Below are 16,796 nucleotides of genomic sequence, written 5' to 3' on the forward strand. Positions count from 1 at the left end.
AGCTCAGATCCCCGACCGGCCGGCCTGCCGGACGGCGGCCACAATGCCGGCGTACGCGCCGCACCTGCACAGATTCCCGCTCATGTACTCGCGAATCTCGGCGTCACTGCCGACGTGCCCCTCGGCGATGCAGGCCAACCCGGACATCACCTGACCGGGCGTGCAGTACCCACACTGCAGCGCGTCGTGCTCGATGAACGCCTCCTGCAGCGGATGCAAGACCCCGTCCGGAGAAGCCACACCCTCGATCGTGGCAACCGCCCGTCCGTTCGCCTGCACCGCCGGCATCAGGCATGCGACTATCCGCCGGCCGTCGAGGTGGACCGTGCACGCGCCGCATTGACCCTGATCGCATCCCTTCTTGGTGCCGGTCAACCCGAGCCGCTCGCGGAGCACGTCGAGGAGCGACTCACGCGGGTCCAGGGCCATGTGGACCGTCTGACCGTTGACCGTGAAACTGGTCTCGACCGCGGGCACAATCGTGGCGCCGCCCATGAACCCTCCAGCCCCGTCGCAGGTCGTTCCCGCCTGAGCATAGGTCGGCGGCCGGGTGCTCACCTGGAAAAACACGATGGCCGGATCGGTACGGGACGAGCGTCTCATCGATTCAGAGGTGGCTCAGGTGGTGCTCGGGCCGCGGGGCCGGTGCCGACTCGCCGCGGCCGTGGTGTCGCCGCGTCAACTCCGCGAGGGCCAGCAAGAAGGCCAGCACCATCAGGCCACAGGCGCACAGCAACGCATCCGACACCGCTGCCGCGTAGTCGTGACCGGTGCCGAGGAGCACGTGATAGAAGATCGTGGCCAGCGCAGCGGCGCCGATCGCTCCGCCGATGCGCTGGGCGGTCTGCAGCGCACCGCCGGCCGCGCCGGCCATCGCCACGGGTACGTTCTCCAGGCTCAGCGTGATGTTGGGTGAGGTGACCATGCCGCCGCCGAGCCCGGCCAGCAGCAGCGGCCCCGCGGTCACCCACGCCGCCGGGTTCCCGCCGACATGGCGCAGCAGCAGCGCGGTGGCGGCCAGCCGGCCGCGGTCGCGATCAGCCCGGACACGGTCAGCCAACGCCCCGCCCGGGGCACCAGACGGCCGGCGACCGTCGCAGAGATCGCAACCCCGATGGCGAACGGGGTCACAGCCAGGCCGGAGCGCAGCGGCGTGTAGCCCAGCCCGTCCTGGAAGAACAGCGCGAGCACGAGCCAGATGCCGGTGAACCCCATGAAGTAGACCAGCCCGATGCCCGAGCCGGCGGCGTAGCCCGAGGTACGAGCCAGCCGCGGGTCGAGCAACGGTTGGCGCCCCCGACGTACGGTTCGAAGCTCCCACCAGCAGAACCCGGCGAGCAGCAGGGCGGCCACCCCGAACAGCGGCCACCACCGCAGGCCGCCGTTCTCCGCGTCCACCAAGGGCAGGAGCAGGCTGAGCACCCCACCGCCGAGCAGCAGCGACCCGACCAGATCCAGGTGAGTACCGCGTAAACCGCCACCCGCCGCGGACGGCACGAACCGCGCGGCGAGCACCAGCGCGCCCACGCCGATGGGTACGTTCACGTAGAACACCCACCGCCAAGCATCCGCGCCGGCGAACACCGCCAGGATCAGCCCGCCCGCCACCGGACCAGCTGCGGTGGCCAACCCGATCGTGGCGCCCAGGATTCCGAACGCCCTGCCCCGCTCGGCGCCCCGGAACAGCTCCTGGACCAACCCCGAGTTCTGCGGGACCAGCATCCCGCCGGCGACGCCCTGCAGCAGACGGGCGGCGATCAGCAGCCCGGTGGCAGGCGCCGCACCGGTCAGCGCGCTGGTCACCACGAACGCCGACAGGCCGATCAGGAACATCCGACGCCGGCCGAACGCGTCCCCGAGCCGGCCGGCCGGCACCAGCGCCAGCCCGAAGGTCAGCGCATAGCCGGACACGACCCACTGCACGCTCGCCGCCGACGCACCCAGCCCACGCTCGATGGACGGCAGCGCCACGTTGACGATGCTGACGTCCAGCAGCGCCATGAACGCGGCGACCTGGCTGACCGCCAGCGCCCGCCACCGCCCTGCGCTAGGTGGCAACGTCAAGGTCGCTCCGGCAGGCGCGCGCCACGGTCTCCGGCGGCCGGCCCAGCCGTCTTGACCAGCGAGATCTCAGGTCTGCCACGGATTCATCCTCCAGTGACGGCGATCCGCGTCGTCGCGGCCCCGCTGACCGCGTTGGCGGTAGCAGCCACAGCGCGCTAACCGCGTGGCAGCACCGTCAGGACCCGGGCGATGTGGTCGCGGAACTCCTTCATGAAGGCGGCAAGAAAGTCCTCGGTGGACTTCTCGGTCACCGCGCCGTTTCCCGGGAAGAGCTCCGGGGTGTATTTGATGTACGCCTCCGGCGCGGTCATCTGACGGGCGTTGCAGAAGCTGAGCACCGCGCGCAGGCTCTGCTGCGCCAGCGCGGTGCGGATGTCACCGATGGAGGCCCCGATCACCGCGGTCGGCACGTGGTCGAAGGCGTTCTGACCCCAGGGGCGCGACGCCCAGTCGATGGCGTTCTTCAGGCCGCCAGGGATGGACCGGTTGTATTCGGGCGTGATGAAGAGAATGGCCTGCGCCCGATGGATGGCGTCCTTTAAGGTGACGGCCTCGGGTGGGTAATTCGCGTCGTAGTCCGGGCTGTAGAGCGGCAGATCCCGGATCGGGATCTCGCTGAACTCGAGGTCGTCGGGAGCTACACGCACGAGCGCCTTGGACAGCTCACGGTTGACGGAGGTGGATGAGAGACTGCCCACGAAGTAGCCGACCTTGTACTTGGCCATCGCGCTCCTTTACTCACGATCGTTCGCTATTTGCATGACCGATGATCAGGTTAGTCGCCCGGACTGCGCCAGTTCGGCGATCTCGCGAGGCGGACGGCCGCGAGCGGGTTCCGCTTCAATTCGACGGTCCGTCAACTACGGTGCCGTCCAGGCCCCTGAATGGCGGTATCCGCCGGATTCCGGCATTACGGCGAAGCCACCCCATATCGCCGCTACGGTCGGATCGGCGAAGTCATCGTTGTGCGCGGAGGACACCATGCGGGTGGTTGTCGATCTCGCTCGTTGCCAGGGGTATGCCCAGTGTGCGTACCTGGCTCCGGATGCGGATGGTCGGCGACGAGGCCTTGATGTTCGATCCGGCTCCTGACGACGTGCTGCGCGATGACGTGTTGCGGGCCGCGGCGGCCTGCCCGGTGCAGGCCATCCTGGTCGACATGGCCGCCCCACCGCCGGTTGCGGCGCCTGCGACGGCCGACGGGATGGATGCCCACGAACGCGACAGGGCGGCAACCACCGTCACAGCCGCCGTCGCCCGGTTTGTTCTGAGTCGGCGGCCCGGCTTCTAACCGAGGCCTTGACGCCCGGACACTTACCCGGCGCACCGGCGGTCAGTTAGCTGGCGCTCAACAACACCGAGATGGCTCCCGATTGATCATGCCGGATTCCTTGGTTCGGATACTCGACCGTCCGATAAATCCGGCGACCCGTCGCGGCATGTCCCCGGCGGTCATTACCCCCGGGAGTCACACATGTCCAGTCGTCAGTTCGTCACCTTCGAGGTCGCCGGCCAGTTCTTCGGCGTGGACGTGGACGCCGTGCAGGAGGTGCTGTCGTACAGCGAGTACACGCCGGTGCCGATGGCACCGAACGCGGTCGGTGGACTGTTCAATCTGCGCGGGCAGGTGATCGCCGCGGTGGACCTGCGTGTGCAGTTCGGGTTGCCGCGCCGGGACATGTCCGGCCTGGTGATGAACGTGATCGTGCGGTACGCCGATGAGCCGGTGAGCCTATTGGTGGACCGCATCGGACAGGTCGCCAACCTGGACGCGCAGTTGTTCGAGGAGCCGCCGGCAACACTGACCGGCCCATCACGGGCGCTGGTCACCGGCGCCTACAAGACCGAAGGCCGGCTGCTGCTGGTGCTGGACGTCGCCGAGTGCGTGAACACCGCCCGCGTCACGGCCTAAAACCACACTGGTCACGCGGCGGCGCCGGGAGCCGCCCGCTGCGCGACCGGGCGATAATCACCGATCCCACAACCCCGGCTCCGCACCCGGATCATCGGATCACCGCCACGGCGACGGGTCAGGGGCGGCAGGTGGTGAAGGAGGCAGGCCATCATCGAACGGGCGCAGTGTCGGCCGCGGTGTCTGGCCGGTGCTGCGGGATAGATGGTGTCGTTCGGCATCTCGTTCTCGAAGGTGATCGAGTCGCGCTCGGGCTGCTCGCCAAGTTCACCGACGACGGGCTCACTGGTGGAGCCGGCTTCAAATACTTGGAGCCCTTCACGTACTTCGAGGGCCTTTTCAGGTTGTTTGCGTAGTGCTTTCCTGGCTGTTTCTCGCCCACGGGCTGTCACTGCCGACCGTGTCAGGTCCATGTGTGACGTTCCTTGTCGGCCCACCAGGTGACAAGTCGGTCCGCGACGCTCGAGGTGTCGAGTCGTTCTGCTGCTGTGCCGAGGTGGCGGCGGATCTCGTCATCGAGCCAAAGCCGGGCGTCGTCGGCATCGCCTGCCCAGTCAAGTGTGACCAGGACGGGTCCGATCAGATGGTCATACGAGCCGGTGGTGTCGCCGGGCTCGAAGGCACCGGTGAGTAGCTCGCGAACCTCGCGGATCGCTTCGTGGTGCGCGACGGCCATCGCGCGGACCTGCTCGTCAGAATCGTCCGCAAGCCGCGCCGTCAGTTCGGTGACTGCCTGAACGTCCAGACCCGCGATCTCGCGGGTTGCTGCATACAGGGCGTAAAAGCGGGTTTCGTCGTCCTCGTCGTGGCAGAGCCGGATCAGCGCATCGGCTGCCTCAGGTTCCACATGGTCAAGATCGACCAGGCTCGGCAGGGCGGCCGCCACGTGGAACCGCACCCGATCGTCCGGGTGGCCGGCAAGGGCCACCACTTGCGACAACGCTTCCCCGCCGTGGTGATAACCGAGCGCGGAGACAATCCAGCGCACGACAGCAGGATCGGTCTCGTCACGAAGCCGGGCTCGCAGCAGCGCGACCGTCTCATCGCGGAAGGGCCGACATCCATCAGGCTGTTCATCGCCGAGTTCGCGCAGGACCTGCACACCCAGTTCCCGCTGTGTGGCGTCGCTGTTGCGGACCAGCGCGGCGGCGCGGTCGAAGACCTCCTGGGTAGGCCGCCGGTGCAGGGCGACAAGCGCCGGCCTCGGCGCGTCACCGTAGTCGTCTTCGATCTCCCGCCTCGCCAGCCGAAGTAACACCTCAAGCGGCAGTTCTTCTGGGGCAGGGAGATCAGGCATCGGCGAGGTCACCGGCCAGTCCCGGTAAGCAAGGCGTCGTACGAATCGACCGTCGACGGCCCGGGCCGGGAGTCTGACGGCAGTTGAGCGAGGACGCCGTCCAGGCCGCCGCGGTCGCGCTTGGCGGCCTGCAACTCGGGCAGCGCGGTGTAGAGGGTGCTGCGGGAGACGCCGAGCAGCTTGGCGATCGAGGTCATCGTGCGGTCGGGCTCGCCGAGCAGATGCAGCGCGTAGGCAATCTTCTCCGGGGTCATCGCCAGCGGCCGGCCGAGGCGTTGGCCGGCGGCGCGGGCGGCGGCCCGGCCCTCGTTGGTGTCGGCCACGATGATGGTCCGGATGAACTCGGCCAGGGCGGCGAAGACGTGGAAGACGAAGATCCCGCCCGGGGTGGTGGTGTCGAGCTTCTCGTGCGGGGACAGGAAGCCGACGTTGAGGCGCTTGAGCCGGCCGACGATCGTGATCAGATCTTCCAGGGAGCGGCCGAGCCGGTCGAGGGAGACGACGGTGAGCGCGTCGCCGGGCCGGATGTATTCGATGCCGAGCCTGTTCAGCGACTCGGGCACGGCCATGATGGCGGCCTCGACGTGGTAGCCGGCGGCGCGGAACATCTTGGCGGGCTCGACGAAGTCACTGGGGTCGCGCATCGTGGTCTCGATGATCACATCGCTGCGCGCCTCGATCAGGTATTGCTCGGCGATTGCCATCCACCGTCGGCCGTCGAGGCTGGTGCAGAGGGCGGCGTTGCGGTCGTCTTCGGCCAGCAACCGGCTGTACTCGGGATGAAAGGGCTTGCAGAAGTCGCTGTTGACGATGACGGCGCCGCCCCGGCGGTCCAGCCGGCGTTTGACTGACTCGGTCATACGGGTCTTTCCCCGCGCCGGGCTGGCCGGCGACGAACACCACGATCGGATTGGCCTGCCGCACGCCGCGGGCCAGTTCGGCCGGCACGATCTACTCGGTGAAGATGCGGTGCGCATCCCGCTCGTCCAGCAAATACCGGCGTTGATCGATGTCGCTCATCGATCCTGGGCCCGCAGGTCCTCGGTCACCTGCCGGTAGGTGCGGATCGCTTCGCTGACGGCGTCGGTGTCCTCGGAGTTCAGCGCCTCGCGGGCCTGGACGCAGGCGCTGCGCTGCCCGGCCAACTCCTGCGCGCGGGAGCTGTCACCTGCGGCGTTGGCCCGTTCGATCAGCGCGGTGTAGGCCGCTACCGCTTGGCTGATCGCCTCGACGGCCACCTCGAACCGGATTGCGGCTTCTGAGTCCCATGCGAACGTCGGCAGGTCACCCTGCGCTGAGGAGAAACTGCTGTCGTCGGCCACCGCACCAGCCTTTCTGAGCTGTTCCGCACGGCGTGATCGCTGCCGCGTCGAATCATCTCCATCGTTGTCTTGATCCTCTTATGTATAGCGCGATCCGGCAACGACATTCGTTTTCTCTCACATCCCGCCGAGGTGCCACCCCGTCGCCTGGGCTCTGCCATGCCGGGCCGGAGTTCGGTTGGAAAGGGGGTGAAAGATCTGAAGGCACACGGGGCCGCCGGCCCGCCCGGACCACCGGCCTAACGCCTCTCAATTGGTGCACGTGGGCATGGAGTCTTCATGCGAGACGTCGCCGCGGCCGCCGCCGACCGGGATCCGGTTCTGCGGGAGCAGGCCCTCGTTCGCGAGGGTCCAGGACACCGGCGGCGCCATCCTGGCGGCCAGATCGCCGGTGGCGCCGAAGAGCACGAACACGGTCATGACCGCCAGCTTCCCCCGGCCGGGGCGGCTCACACCGAGTGTGACCGGAACGTTCCCCGGTACGCCTGCGGGGTGGTGCTCAGCCGCTGGGCGAAGTGATGCCGCAGGGTGGCCGCGCTGCCGAAGCCGGCCCGCTCGGCGATCGTGTGCACGCCGAGGTCGGAGTCCTCGAGCAGCCGGCGGGCGAGCAGCAGCCGCTGGGTGGTGAGCCAGTCGTGCGGGGTCGCGCCGGTCTCGTTGCGGAACTTGCGGGCGAACGTGCGCGGCGCCATGTGGGCGAACTCGGCCATCGTCTCGACGCTGTGCGGCTGGTCCAGCGTGCCGAGCACCTGGGTGAGCACCGGCTGCAGCGTCTCGCAATGAACCGGTTGCAGCGGGGTCTGGATGAACTGCGCCTGGCCGCCGTCCCGGTGCGGCGGCACGACCAGCCGCCGGGCGAGGGCCGTGGCGATCGCGGTGCCGTACTCCTGGCGTACGAGATGCAGCCCGGCATCCAGGCTCGCGGCCGTGCCCGCGCTGGTCAGGATCTTGCCGTCCTGGACATAGAGCACATCCGGGTCGACCTTGGCGGCCGGGTAACGTAGCGCCAGCTCGTCGGTGTGCCGCCAGTGCGTGGTGCAGCGGCGGCCGTCAAGCAGGCCGGCCTCGCCCAGCGCGAACGCGCCGGTGCACACGCTCATCACCCAGGCACCCCGCTCGTGCGCCCGGCGCAGCGCCCCGATCACCTCGGGGTCAACCGCGTAGCCGTTGCGGTAATAGCGCGCGACGGCGACCAGGTCGGCCGCCTCTACCCGGGACAGGTCGTTCTTGACCCTGATGTCGAAGCCGGTTTGGGTGGGCACCGGGCGCCCGTCGAGCGAGCAGACGGCGAAGTCGTAGGCGGGCAGGCCCTCGTCGCTGTGGTCATATCCGAACAGCTCGCAAAGCACGCCCAGTTCGAAGGCCGCGACCTCGGGGAGGGCGATCACGGCCACGTTACGGAGCATGTGACGCAGCCTACTGCGGGTTGGCAGGATGTTGAAGGTCTATGGCATCTCTGCCGCTGTCAGCCATGGCCGATCGGGCGAAGACTCGTCATCATGGCATTCCGCGTACTGGTCTTTTCCCTGATCATCACCCTGGCATCGATGGCCGGCGAGATCGCCTTCCGGACCGGAGGGCTCGGAGATCTGGTCACCGTAAAGATTATTTCACCGCTGCTGCGCCCAGAGGCCGAACGCGGACTCGATGCCAACAGCCGATACCGCCCAGGCATGACCCCTTACCAGGCCCGGCCCGGTCCAGTAGGCGATAAGCGTTGCGGGCAGGGGCGATGCGGCCAGGTCGATCGCACCGTATTCACGGGAGGGGAAGCCGATGCCAGCAGAATCTGAGAGTTTCGGTGACTCCGGCGCCGCGCTGCCCCGCCTTCCGGCCGTGCTTGCCGCGGTGTTGGAGGCCTATCTCGCCTTTGACACCACCGGGCGGGTGCTCGCCTGGAACCCCGCCGCGGAGACCACGTTCGGCTACACCTCAGCGCAGGCGTGCGGCCGGTCCGTGGAAGAGCTCATCGTGCAGCCAGAAGCGCGGGACGCCGCCCGGGCCGAACTCGCGGCGCTGGCCAGCGGACTGCCCGGGCAGACGCAGGATCGGCGGCTGCAGTGGGCCGCCTGGCACGCCGACGGTTATGTGGTCCCGATCGAGATGACAATGACTGCCACCGACGAGCCCACCGGCCGGGTGTTCCACGTCCTCGCCCACGACATCACCACCACCCAGCGAGCCAGCCGCTTCGCCGCCACCGAAGCCGCCGTCACCCGCGGCCTGGCCGAAGCCGACTCCAGCGCCACCGCCGCAGCCCGGGTTGTCGAGGCCCTCGGCGTCAAGATGGGCTGGCCGGTCACCGAGCTGTGGGTCGTCGACGACGACCGGCAACTGCTGAACTGCGTTGCCCGCTACGCCCATACCGGCCGGCGGCTGCACGACTTCGCCGTCGACACCTTGGAGCCCGGCATCACGCTGCCCGGCCGGGTATGCGCCGACGGCACGGCACACTGGATCCCCGACCTGGGCGCCGACACAAGATCCCCGCGCAGCCGGGCCGCCGCCCGGATCGGACTACGTGTCGCCATCGGCGTCCCGCTGTGCGCGGCCGGCCGTACCATCGGCGCGCTGTGCGTCTACGGCGACCGCGTCGAAGACCCGGAAGACATCCTGTTGGGCCTGTTCAGCGGCCTCGCCGCCCAGATCGGGCAGTACGTGGAACGGCGCCGTGCCGAAGAGCTCGCCATCGAACTGGCCCGCACCAAGGACGAGTTCCTCGCCATGGTCACCCACGAACTACGCAACCCGCTCGCAGCGATCACCGGCACCGTCACTCTCCTGCAAGAGGCATTCGACGACCTGACCCACGACGAACAACGGCACTACCTGAACATCGTCACCCGTAACGCCGAACGGCTGTCAGTCATGGCCGACGACCTGCTCGACCTGGCCCGGCTGGAGTCCGGGCACCTCGCCATCAACCCCACCAGCACCGATCTGTGCGCCATCATCCGGCAAGCGGTGGACGCCGCCTCAACGGCCGCCGACAAAGACCTCACCATCACCACACAGCTGCCTGAACAACTCGAGTTGCACGCCGACCCGGACCGGCTACGCCAGGTCGCCGACAACCTGGTGTCGAACGCCGTCAAGTACACGCCCGCCGGCGGAACGATCACCATCACCGCCGCCCTCGACGACACCGACCGGAACATCACCTGGTCCGTCACCGACACCGGTATCGGGATCCCCGCCGCTGAACGACCCCGCCTCTTCCGCCGTTTCTACCGCGCCTCCAGCGCGCTCGACCGCCGCATCCCCGGCACCGGCCTCGGCCTGGTCATCGCCCGCACCATCATCGAACGCCACCAGGGCACCATCACCCTCAGCGACCACGACGGACCCGGCACCACCTTCACCATCGAAATCCCGATCAAACCGAAATAGGTCGGCCCCGCGGGTGCCTGGTCCGCGTCACAGAGGCATGAGTCATCGCCGGCACCATCGCAGCCCGACACCGGAACCAGTCATCCGCCACCAAGCACGGTAGGCGGTGTCCTCTCCGCACCACGGTCGGCTGGCGGGCTTCGGTGGATTCTCGGGGGTGTGCCGGCCCTGGATGGGGCCGCGCAGCCCGGCCGCCGTAGGCCAGGGAGGCACGGCCGAGCGATTCGAATACCGGGGCAGCCTCGGCTGGATGGGCCTCGGCCTGGGCGTAGCACACCTGGCGGCACCGGACAGAGTGCGCCGGACCACCGTGGTAGACCGGCTGACTGCGGTGCAGGCCGCCCGGGCGAAGGACATTGGCTCCGTACGGCAGTACTTGTCGGTTTCGCAGAACAGGCCCTGGCAGTCGATGGCATGCAGAGGCCGCCCGTACAAGCCACTGAACGGTAGCCCGAAGCGGTCCATCTCGTCGGCCTGCCGGTCGAGCATCCAAGTAGTTGAGGTCGATCGCTGTCTGGCAGGACATGAAGTCGCCCATGAGCGGGTAGCCGTGCAGCAGATCGTAGACGTGGCGCAGGCTGGCCGCGTCGAGGATCTGGTCGGCCAGGTCGTCGCCGAGGAACATGTGCCGCCACAGCTCGACGTGGTTGAGGTGCTTGCGGCCTGGGCCGTACGCGTCGGTCGCGCAGAGGTTGAAGACGCCTGCTCGAGGCGTGGGCGCTCGCCGGGTCACCACGTAGCCGGACACGACGAAGCGCCCCACCCAGCCGGAGCCAGGTGGGGGCGTCCTCTGTTGACGACGGACGCGGCTGTCGAGGGCCTGCTGAGCAAGGTCGACTTCTACCGGAGTCCCACTGCCGTTTCAGCAGCACCACACCCACTCGGGCGACCGTCGCCGTATCCGCGGGCAGGAATTCGCTGGGGGGGTCAGTCGACTGGCCGGAGAGGGCAAGGCCGGGTGGACCGGGGCGGTGTGGCGGGCGGAGGCCGCCCACCACGCCGCGATCGGATCAGCTCAGCGTGAACCGCTGGTTGGCCTGGCCGTTGCAGTCGTAGATCTGCACCTGCTGGCCGTTGCCGGTGCCCCAGACGTCCAGGCAGCGCCCGGACTGCACACCGGTGATGGTGCCGTTGCTGTTGACGTTCCACTGCTGGTTGGCCTGCCCGTTGCAGGCATAGATCTGCACGGCCGACCCGTTGCCGGAACCGGCCGCGTCCAGGCATCGGCTGCCGCCGTACACGGTCAGCTGTTTGCTCGAGGTGAGCGTCCACTGCTGGTTGGTCTGGCCGTGGCAGTCGTAGAGCTGGACCCGCGTGCCGTTGTCCTGCGACGCGTTGGGCACGTCGACGCACCGGCCGGACTGGGCGCCGACGATCCGGCCTCCGGTGCCCGAGGGCACCGACGTGGACGGCGACGGCGAGTTGCCGCTGCCGCTGGGCGCCGGTGAGGACGGGCCCGGGCCGGCGGCGTTGAGGGCGTTGAGCACCGAGGTGTAGGCGGCCTTCTTGTTGCCGCCGCCGTCGAACAGCAGCGGGCTCTCACTGGAACGCCATGAGTCGCTGTCGCGCACGCCCCAGACGGTGATCCCGATGCAGCGTGCGACGTTCATGCAGGCCTGCGTCAGCCCGGAGTACTGCGAGGTGGACGCGTTGGTGACGTCGACCTCGGTCAGTGCCACGTCGACGCCGAGGGCGGCGAAGCTCTGCAGGGTGGTCTGGAAGTTGCCTGGCAGAGAGCTGCCGCCGGTGAAGTGGGTTTGCAGGCCCACGCAGTCGATCGGCACGCCCCGGGACTTGAAGTCCCGGATCATGTTGTAGACGCCCTGCGTCTTGCCGTAGGACCAGTTCTCGATGTTGTAGTCGTTGTAGCAGAGCTTGACCGAGGGGTCGGCGCTGCGCGCGGCGCGGAACGCCGCCTCGATCCAGTCGTTGCCGGTGGCCTGCAGGTTGGACTGACGGCGGCTGCCGTCCTCGTTGAACGCCTCGTTGACCACGTCCCAGGCGGCGAGCTTGCCCTTGTAGTGGGCCATCACGCCGTTGATGTGGTCGATCATCGCCTGGCGCAGGCTGCTGCCGCTCAGGCTGCCCCACCAGCTGGGTTGCTGGGAGTGCCAGGCCAGGGTGTGGCCGCGGACCTTCAGGCCGCGCTGGGTCGCCCAGTTGTAGATCTGGTCGCCGGAGCTGAAGTTGAACTGGCCACGCTGCGGCTCGGTGGCGTCCGGCTTCATCTCGTTCTCGGCCGTGATCATGTTGAACTCGCGGCCGGCGATCGAGCTGTACGTCGAGTCACCGAGCCGGCTCGCGGCGATCGCGGTGCCGAAGTAGCGGCCCGACTGGGCGGCCGCGGCGCCGAGGGTGCTCGCCGCGGCGTTCGCGTCCGGGGCCACCGTCAGGACACCGAACGCCGCGACCGCGGCGGCAGCCCCGGCGATCAGCGCTCGCCTCCGCATCGAGCCGGTGGAACTGGCTGGGGATCTGGTTGCCACCAAGGCTTCCTCCTCCTCGGCCCTGCGCCGGGCCGCCGAGCATCGCACGCACGGTAGGGGGTCACCGTGCGCGGCAAAGGGGTCGGTGGGTGCACAGAGCCATCGTTAAAAGATGGGCTTCAATGGAGTGATGCTGGCACGGTTACAACACCGAAACAAGTAGTTCCGGAGAACTTCCGGAACTATCAGAGATACTCGAAGTGCATGTCACTCACGATGACATGCTGATTTATGGAAGACACTGCAGGGTCGAGATCTATGTACCGGGTCATCTGAAAATATGATTCCGAAAGTTTCGGAGAGAAATCCGAGAATTGCGTCGGTCCCGACTCCCGATGACGCCCGGATATAACAGAAAACGATTCCATGGTTCACACAGAACGGAGCCCGGCCGATCGGCCGGGCTCCGTTCCCCGCGGTGTCAGGCGACTCGTACCAGACGCCAACTGTTGTCGGCGCTGCCGTTGTCGGTTTCCTGGACGACCTGGCTCCCCCAGGCGCTCGAGGCCCCCAGCACAGCGAGGACCTTGCCGCTGTTGACGTTGCGGATGCGGTAGGAGCCGTCGCTGTTGGCGAGCAGCGTCCAGCGATGGTCGGCGGTGCCGTTGTCGGCCCACTGCAGGACGCGGGCGTTGTCCGTGGCCGCCATGTTCTCGACGCCGAGCACCTTGCCGCTGTTGACGTTGCGGAACCGCACGGCGCCGCCGTCGGCGATCTGAGTCCACTGGTGGTCGGCGGTTCCGGTGTCGCCCCAGACGATGGCGGACCCGCCGTCCACGACGGACATGTCCTGTACGCCCAGGACCAACCCCGAGGCCACGTTGACCAGCTTGTACGTCGCCTCGGTGGCGCCGGAGGTGTTCCAGTGGACGGCGTAGTTGAAGCCCTGCGCGTCGTGGAACGGCCCGAGGTTGACCGTGGCACCGTTGGCCGTCGCGGTGAAGGCCAAGCTGCCGCTGCCCGTGCGGGCGATCGAGGACACGGCCAGCGACGGGTTACCCGTAAGCGTCGTGCCCCCGTAGTTGCCGGCAAGCACCACCGGACCGTACGTGATGGCCTGCACCGCCGGGTTGTCGGGAGTGGCCTGCATGATCACGCGCATCGGCAACCTGACGGTCAGCACATCGCCCGCGGCCCAGACCCGGGTGACGGTGGCGTAGCTTCCGGGCGTCGCGGTGACGTTCTGCGCCACGCCGTTGACCATCAGGGCGGCGCCGGAGGTCCAGCCGGGGATGCGGATCCGGATGCTCCACGACCCGCTCATCGTGCCGGACAGCGTCAGCGTGGTGAGGTCAGCGACCGGATAGGACGTGGACTGCGTGACGGTGATGCCCCGCTCGGCCCAGCTCAGCACCGAGGGCGTGAACAGGTTCACGGTCAGCGTCGTCCCGCCGAAGAAGTAGATGGAGTCCATCAGCTTCGTGTTGGTCTCGACGCCCGTGCCCTGGCAGCACCAGAAGCTGTTGTAGTCGGTCGACCAGGTGCCGCCGCCCCACGCCGGGCCGACACCACGCCGGCTACCGGCCTTCAGCGGCGTGAAGTAGGTGATGTGCCCGTGGCTGTCGGCCGGGTTCTGCGCACCGATCAGGTGGTTGAGCAGCGCCCGCTCGTAGAAGTCGAAGTAGGCGCAGCGGCCGGGATCGGTCAGCCACAGTTCCCGGCTCAACTTGAGCATGTTGTACGTGTTGCAGTGCTCGCAGGTGTCGTTGGTGAGATACCCGGCGATCGCGTTCGGGGCGCGGAAGTGCTCGGCCTGGCTGTTGCCGCCGATGACGTACGTGTGCGCGCCCGTGGTGATGTTCCAGGCGTTGAGTCCGATGTCTCGATACCGGGTCGTTCCGGTCGCCTTGTACTCCCGCACGGCGCCGACCCACTTGGGCACCTGGGTGTTGGCGTGCAGCCCGTTGAGCTGATCAGCGCCCGAGGCGAGCGGGGTGAAGACCGCGGCGTGGTCGAACCGCTGGGCGGTGGTGAGCCACCGGCTGTCGCCGGTCTGCTGGTAGAGGTCGGCCAGTACCTCGTTCATGCCGCCGAACTCCGTACCGAGCATGGCCTGCATCTGGCCGGCGCTCAGGCGCGCGGTTCTCGTGTCGACCCATCCGGCCAGACGCAGCAGCACGTCGCGGGCGGTGGTGTCGCCGATCAGCCGCCAGGCGTCGAGCAGCCCGGCGAGCGTTTTGTGGATGCAGTAGTAGGGCACGTTGCCGTTGGTCAGCGTGCGCGCTTCGAGGGCGGTGAAGTCGGACTCGGGGAACCCCGAGAGGTAGCCGTTCGACGCCTGGCACTTGGCCAGTTCGGCGACCATGTAGGTGGCCTTGTCGCGGCAGGTGGTGTCGCCCAGAGCCGCCCACGCCTGCGCCCACGCGGTCAGGAAGTGGCCCTGCATGTGCGTACGGAAGGGGAAGGTCGGCGCGTCCCAGCCGCCGTTGGCGGTGGCGCCTCCGGTGGAGCGGCCGTGGTTGGCCCGGAAGTTGTAGAGCAGCCGGTCGACGTCGATGAAGCGCAGGTAGTTGAGGGTGCGGGTCTGGTTGTCCAGCCAGCGCCCGACGGTCAGGCGGACCTGTCCGAGGTCGAACGGGTAAGCCGCGACGCCGAGATCGGGGCGGGCCGGCGCCACCACGGCCTCGGCGCGGGAGATTCCACCGAAGGTGGTGGCCACGGCGCCGGCGCCGGCGGCCTGCAACAGCCGGCGGCGGCTGATCGGGAACGTGGTCATGGTGAGCTCCTGGGAAGGTCCCCCGACGGGTCGTCCCCGGCGGTCCGGGAACGACCCGTCGGCGGGATGGCGGGGTCGCTTATCGCTGCAGGGTGAGCACGCCCGGCCGGTACGGCAGCAGCCCGTAATCGCCGCCGGAGCTCGGCGAGCGACCCTGGTAGAGCAGCTGCAGATTGCACGGGTCGATGGTCATGGTCTGGTCGGCGGTGGCGCGCACCAGCTCACCGTGGCTGATGTCGTTGGTCCAGGTGGCGCCGCTGTTGGCCTTGCCGGCGAACGGGTTGCTCTCGCTGGCCGCCTGCGGGGTCCACGAACCGCTCAGGCTGGTGGCCGTGAACGAACGGAAGTAGCGGCCGTTGGCCCCGATCGCCTCGACGATCATCAGGTACTGGTTCTGGCCCTGCACCTTGTACACCTGCGGCGCTTCGAACAGGTTGTTCGTCGAGTCGCTCATGATCGTGGTGTAGGAGGAGCCGAAGCTGCCCGGGAAGTTCCCGATCGGCATGCTCGCCCGGTAGATCTTGCCGTTGTCCCCGGCGAAGAAGAGGTACATGTTCGTGCCGTCGCCGATCAGCGTCTGGTCGATCGGCCCGGTGCCCGACCCGGAGATGCTGCCGGTGAACAGCGGCTGCGCCGCCGACCAGCCGTTGGCGTTGGTCGGGTCGCTCGAGGTGCGGTAGGAGAAGGCCGTCCCGCCCCACTGATAGGTCAGCACCCAGATGCTCTTCGGCGCGAAGTAGAACAGCGTCGGCGCGACCGTGCCGGAGTTCATCTTGTTCTGGCTCGCCGATGCCATGTCGGACCAGTTGGTGAACGGGCTGAAGTTCATCGAGCCCCAGGTCGACCCGGTGTCGTGGGTGGTGGCGTAGACCAGGTGCTTGCCGTTGTAGGGCACGACGGTGAAGTCCTTCAGCGACACCCAGCCGGACTTCGGCGTGGCCAGCGCGCCGGTCGACGACCAGCGGTAGGTCGACGGCAGGGTGCACGATCCGGAGGGCGGCGGCGAGCTGGGCGTACCGCTACCGATCTTGACGAGCTGCCACTGCTGGTTGGCGCCGTTCCAGTCGCTGTACTGCACGATGTTGGCGCCGTCGGCGGTCGCCGCGCCCTGGACCTCGACGGCCTTGCCGCTGTTGCGGTTGATCAGCTGGATGTAGCCGTCGATATCCTGGACGCTGAACTGCTGGTTGGTGGTGTTGTTGTCGGTCCACTGCACGATCGCACCGCCGTCGGCCGTGGACAGGTTGTAGACGTCCAGGACCTTGCCGGAGTGCTTCGACTTGAGCCGGTAGTAGCCGCCGCCGGAGTCGACGAACTGCCACTGCTGCTGCGCCTGGTCGTTGCGCGTCCACTGGGTGATCCGCGCCCCGTCGTTGGTGGCGAGGTTGTACACGTCGAGGGCTTTGCCGCTGTTGCGGTTGACCAGTACGTACGACGCGCTGGTGTCGATCGTCGCCGCGGACGCCGGCAGGGTGGTCACCGCGACACCTCCGGTGGCGGCCAGCAGGACCAGCGCGGCGAGGGTGCCACGCCAGGTCCGGCGGCGCGTCACCGATGGCTGTGCCTGCGCTTTCTCTTCCGGTACGTGGAAATAGCGCACTTTCATGTC

Annotated in this window: 17 protein-coding genes and 1 pseudogene; 4 read left to right on the plus strand and 14 right to left on the minus strand. The window is 68.2% G+C overall.

Features of this window, described 5'->3' with window-relative positions; genetic code table 11:
• Positions 1-3 precede the first annotated feature (3 nt).
• The 4 genes from CHC09_RS40065 to CHC09_RS40075 all read right to left on the minus strand — a co-directional run bounded on the left by CHC09_RS40065 (position 4) and on the right by CHC09_RS40075 (position 2,789).
• Complete coding sequence (locus CHC09_RS40065; RefSeq protein ID WP_089298537.1) at positions 4-495, minus strand: (2Fe-2S)-binding protein; 492 nt, start codon at positions 493-495, stop codon at positions 4-6.
• A 112-nt stretch (positions 496-607) separates the two neighbouring features.
• Positions 608-967 carry a hypothetical protein gene (locus CHC09_RS48165; protein WP_239138756.1) on the minus strand — a complete coding sequence of 120 codons (360 nt, stop codon included), beginning with the start codon at positions 965-967 and terminating at the stop codon, positions 608-610.
• A complete protein-coding gene (locus tag CHC09_RS40070; RefSeq protein WP_239138757.1) occupies positions 964-2,064 on the minus strand; it encodes an MFS transporter in 1,101 nt (366 codons plus the stop codon). The genes CHC09_RS48165 and CHC09_RS40070 overlap by 4 nt, the downstream gene beginning before the upstream one ends.
• 155 nt (positions 2,065-2,219) lie before the next feature.
• Positions 2,220-2,789 (minus strand): NADPH-dependent FMN reductase, encoded by a 570-nt coding sequence (locus tag CHC09_RS40075; RefSeq protein WP_089298495.1) that lies wholly within the window; start codon positions 2,787-2,789, stop codon positions 2,220-2,222.
• A gap of 266 nt (positions 2,790-3,055) precedes the next feature.
• On the opposite strand from CHC09_RS40075, the gene CHC09_RS47270 reads away from it, so the two are divergent.
• Both CHC09_RS47270 and CHC09_RS40085 read left to right on the plus strand, forming a co-directional pair.
• Entirely contained in the window at positions 3,056-3,355 is a 300-nt protein-coding gene (locus tag CHC09_RS47270; RefSeq protein ID WP_203833358.1) for a ferredoxin, read from the plus strand.
• A gap of 183 nt (positions 3,356-3,538) precedes the next feature.
• Positions 3,539-3,976, plus strand: a complete 438-nt coding sequence (locus CHC09_RS40085) for a chemotaxis protein CheW (protein ID WP_089298496.1) — start codon at positions 3,539-3,541, stop codon at positions 3,974-3,976.
• Between the two features lie 11 nt (positions 3,977-3,987).
• Here CHC09_RS40085 and CHC09_RS45830 read toward each other — a convergent pair whose 3' ends face one another.
• The 6 genes from CHC09_RS45830 to CHC09_RS40115 all read right to left on the minus strand — a co-directional run bounded on the left by CHC09_RS45830 (position 3,988) and on the right by CHC09_RS40115 (position 8,001).
• The gene (locus CHC09_RS45830; RefSeq protein WP_143232839.1) at positions 3,988-4,389 is read right to left on the minus strand and encodes a hypothetical protein; all 402 of its coding nucleotides are present in this window, start codon (positions 4,387-4,389) and stop codon (positions 3,988-3,990) included.
• A complete protein-coding gene (locus CHC09_RS40095; RefSeq protein WP_089298498.1) occupies positions 4,380-5,285 on the minus strand; it encodes a HEAT repeat domain-containing protein in 906 nt (301 codons plus the stop codon). Before CHC09_RS40095 ends, CHC09_RS45830 begins: the two co-directional genes overlap by 10 nt.
• Positions 5,282-6,133: a zeta toxin family protein gene (locus tag CHC09_RS48170; RefSeq protein ID WP_089298499.1), complete on the minus strand. Its 852-nt coding sequence runs from the start codon at positions 6,131-6,133 to the stop codon at positions 5,282-5,284. The genes CHC09_RS40095 and CHC09_RS48170 overlap by 4 nt, the downstream gene beginning before the upstream one ends.
• Before the next feature lie 156 nt (positions 6,134-6,289).
• Positions 6,290-6,595 (minus strand): hypothetical protein, encoded by a 306-nt coding sequence (locus tag CHC09_RS40105; protein ID WP_089298500.1) that lies wholly within the window; start codon positions 6,593-6,595, stop codon positions 6,290-6,292.
• 249 nt (positions 6,596-6,844) lie between these two features.
• On the minus strand, positions 6,845-7,015 hold the full coding sequence (locus CHC09_RS40110) for a hypothetical protein (RefSeq protein ID WP_143232840.1): 171 nt from the start codon (positions 7,013-7,015) through the stop codon (positions 6,845-6,847).
• 29 nt (positions 7,016-7,044) lie between these two features.
• Entirely contained in the window at positions 7,045-8,001 is a 957-nt protein-coding gene (locus CHC09_RS40115) for a GlxA family transcriptional regulator (protein WP_089298502.1), read from the minus strand.
• A gap of 93 nt (positions 8,002-8,094) precedes the next feature.
• Between CHC09_RS40115 and CHC09_RS45835 the strand changes: the two genes are divergently transcribed.
• Together CHC09_RS45835 and CHC09_RS40120 are read left to right on the plus strand one after the other, a co-directional pair.
• Positions 8,095-8,388, plus strand: coding sequence for a hypothetical protein (locus CHC09_RS45835; RefSeq protein ID WP_143232841.1), 294 nt, complete (start codon positions 8,095-8,097; stop codon positions 8,386-8,388).
• On the plus strand, positions 8,372-9,985 hold the full coding sequence (locus CHC09_RS40120; protein WP_089298503.1) for a sensor histidine kinase: 1,614 nt from the start codon (positions 8,372-8,374) through the stop codon (positions 9,983-9,985). The genes CHC09_RS45835 and CHC09_RS40120 overlap by 17 nt, the downstream gene beginning before the upstream one ends.
• Positions 9,986-10,027: 42 nt before the next feature.
• Here the strand turns inward: CHC09_RS40120 and CHC09_RS48945 are convergent.
• The 4 genes and pseudogenes from CHC09_RS48945 to CHC09_RS40140 form a co-directional block, all read right to left on the minus strand.
• Positions 10,028-10,748 (minus strand): annotated as a pseudogene (locus tag CHC09_RS48945) (nucleotide kinase domain-containing protein).
• A 247-nt stretch (positions 10,749-10,995) separates the two neighbouring features.
• The gene (locus CHC09_RS40130) at positions 10,996-12,435 is read right to left on the minus strand and encodes an endo-1,4-beta-xylanase (protein WP_089298504.1); all 1,440 of its coding nucleotides are present in this window, start codon (positions 12,433-12,435) and stop codon (positions 10,996-10,998) included.
• 457 nt (positions 12,436-12,892) lie between these two features.
• Positions 12,893-15,187 (minus strand): beta-L-arabinofuranosidase domain-containing protein, encoded by a 2,295-nt coding sequence (locus CHC09_RS40135; RefSeq protein ID WP_089298505.1) that lies wholly within the window; start codon positions 15,185-15,187, stop codon positions 12,893-12,895.
• Between the two features lie 79 nt (positions 15,188-15,266).
• A complete protein-coding gene (locus tag CHC09_RS40140) occupies positions 15,267-16,793 on the minus strand; it encodes a non-reducing end alpha-L-arabinofuranosidase family hydrolase (protein WP_239138758.1) in 1,527 nt (508 codons plus the stop codon).
• Positions 16,794-16,796: the final 3 nt, after the last annotated feature.

The sequence above is a fragment of the Actinoplanes regularis genome, assembly GCF_900188005.1.
Classification (GTDB): domain Bacteria; phylum Actinomycetota; class Actinomycetes; order Mycobacteriales; family Micromonosporaceae; genus Actinoplanes; species Actinoplanes regularis.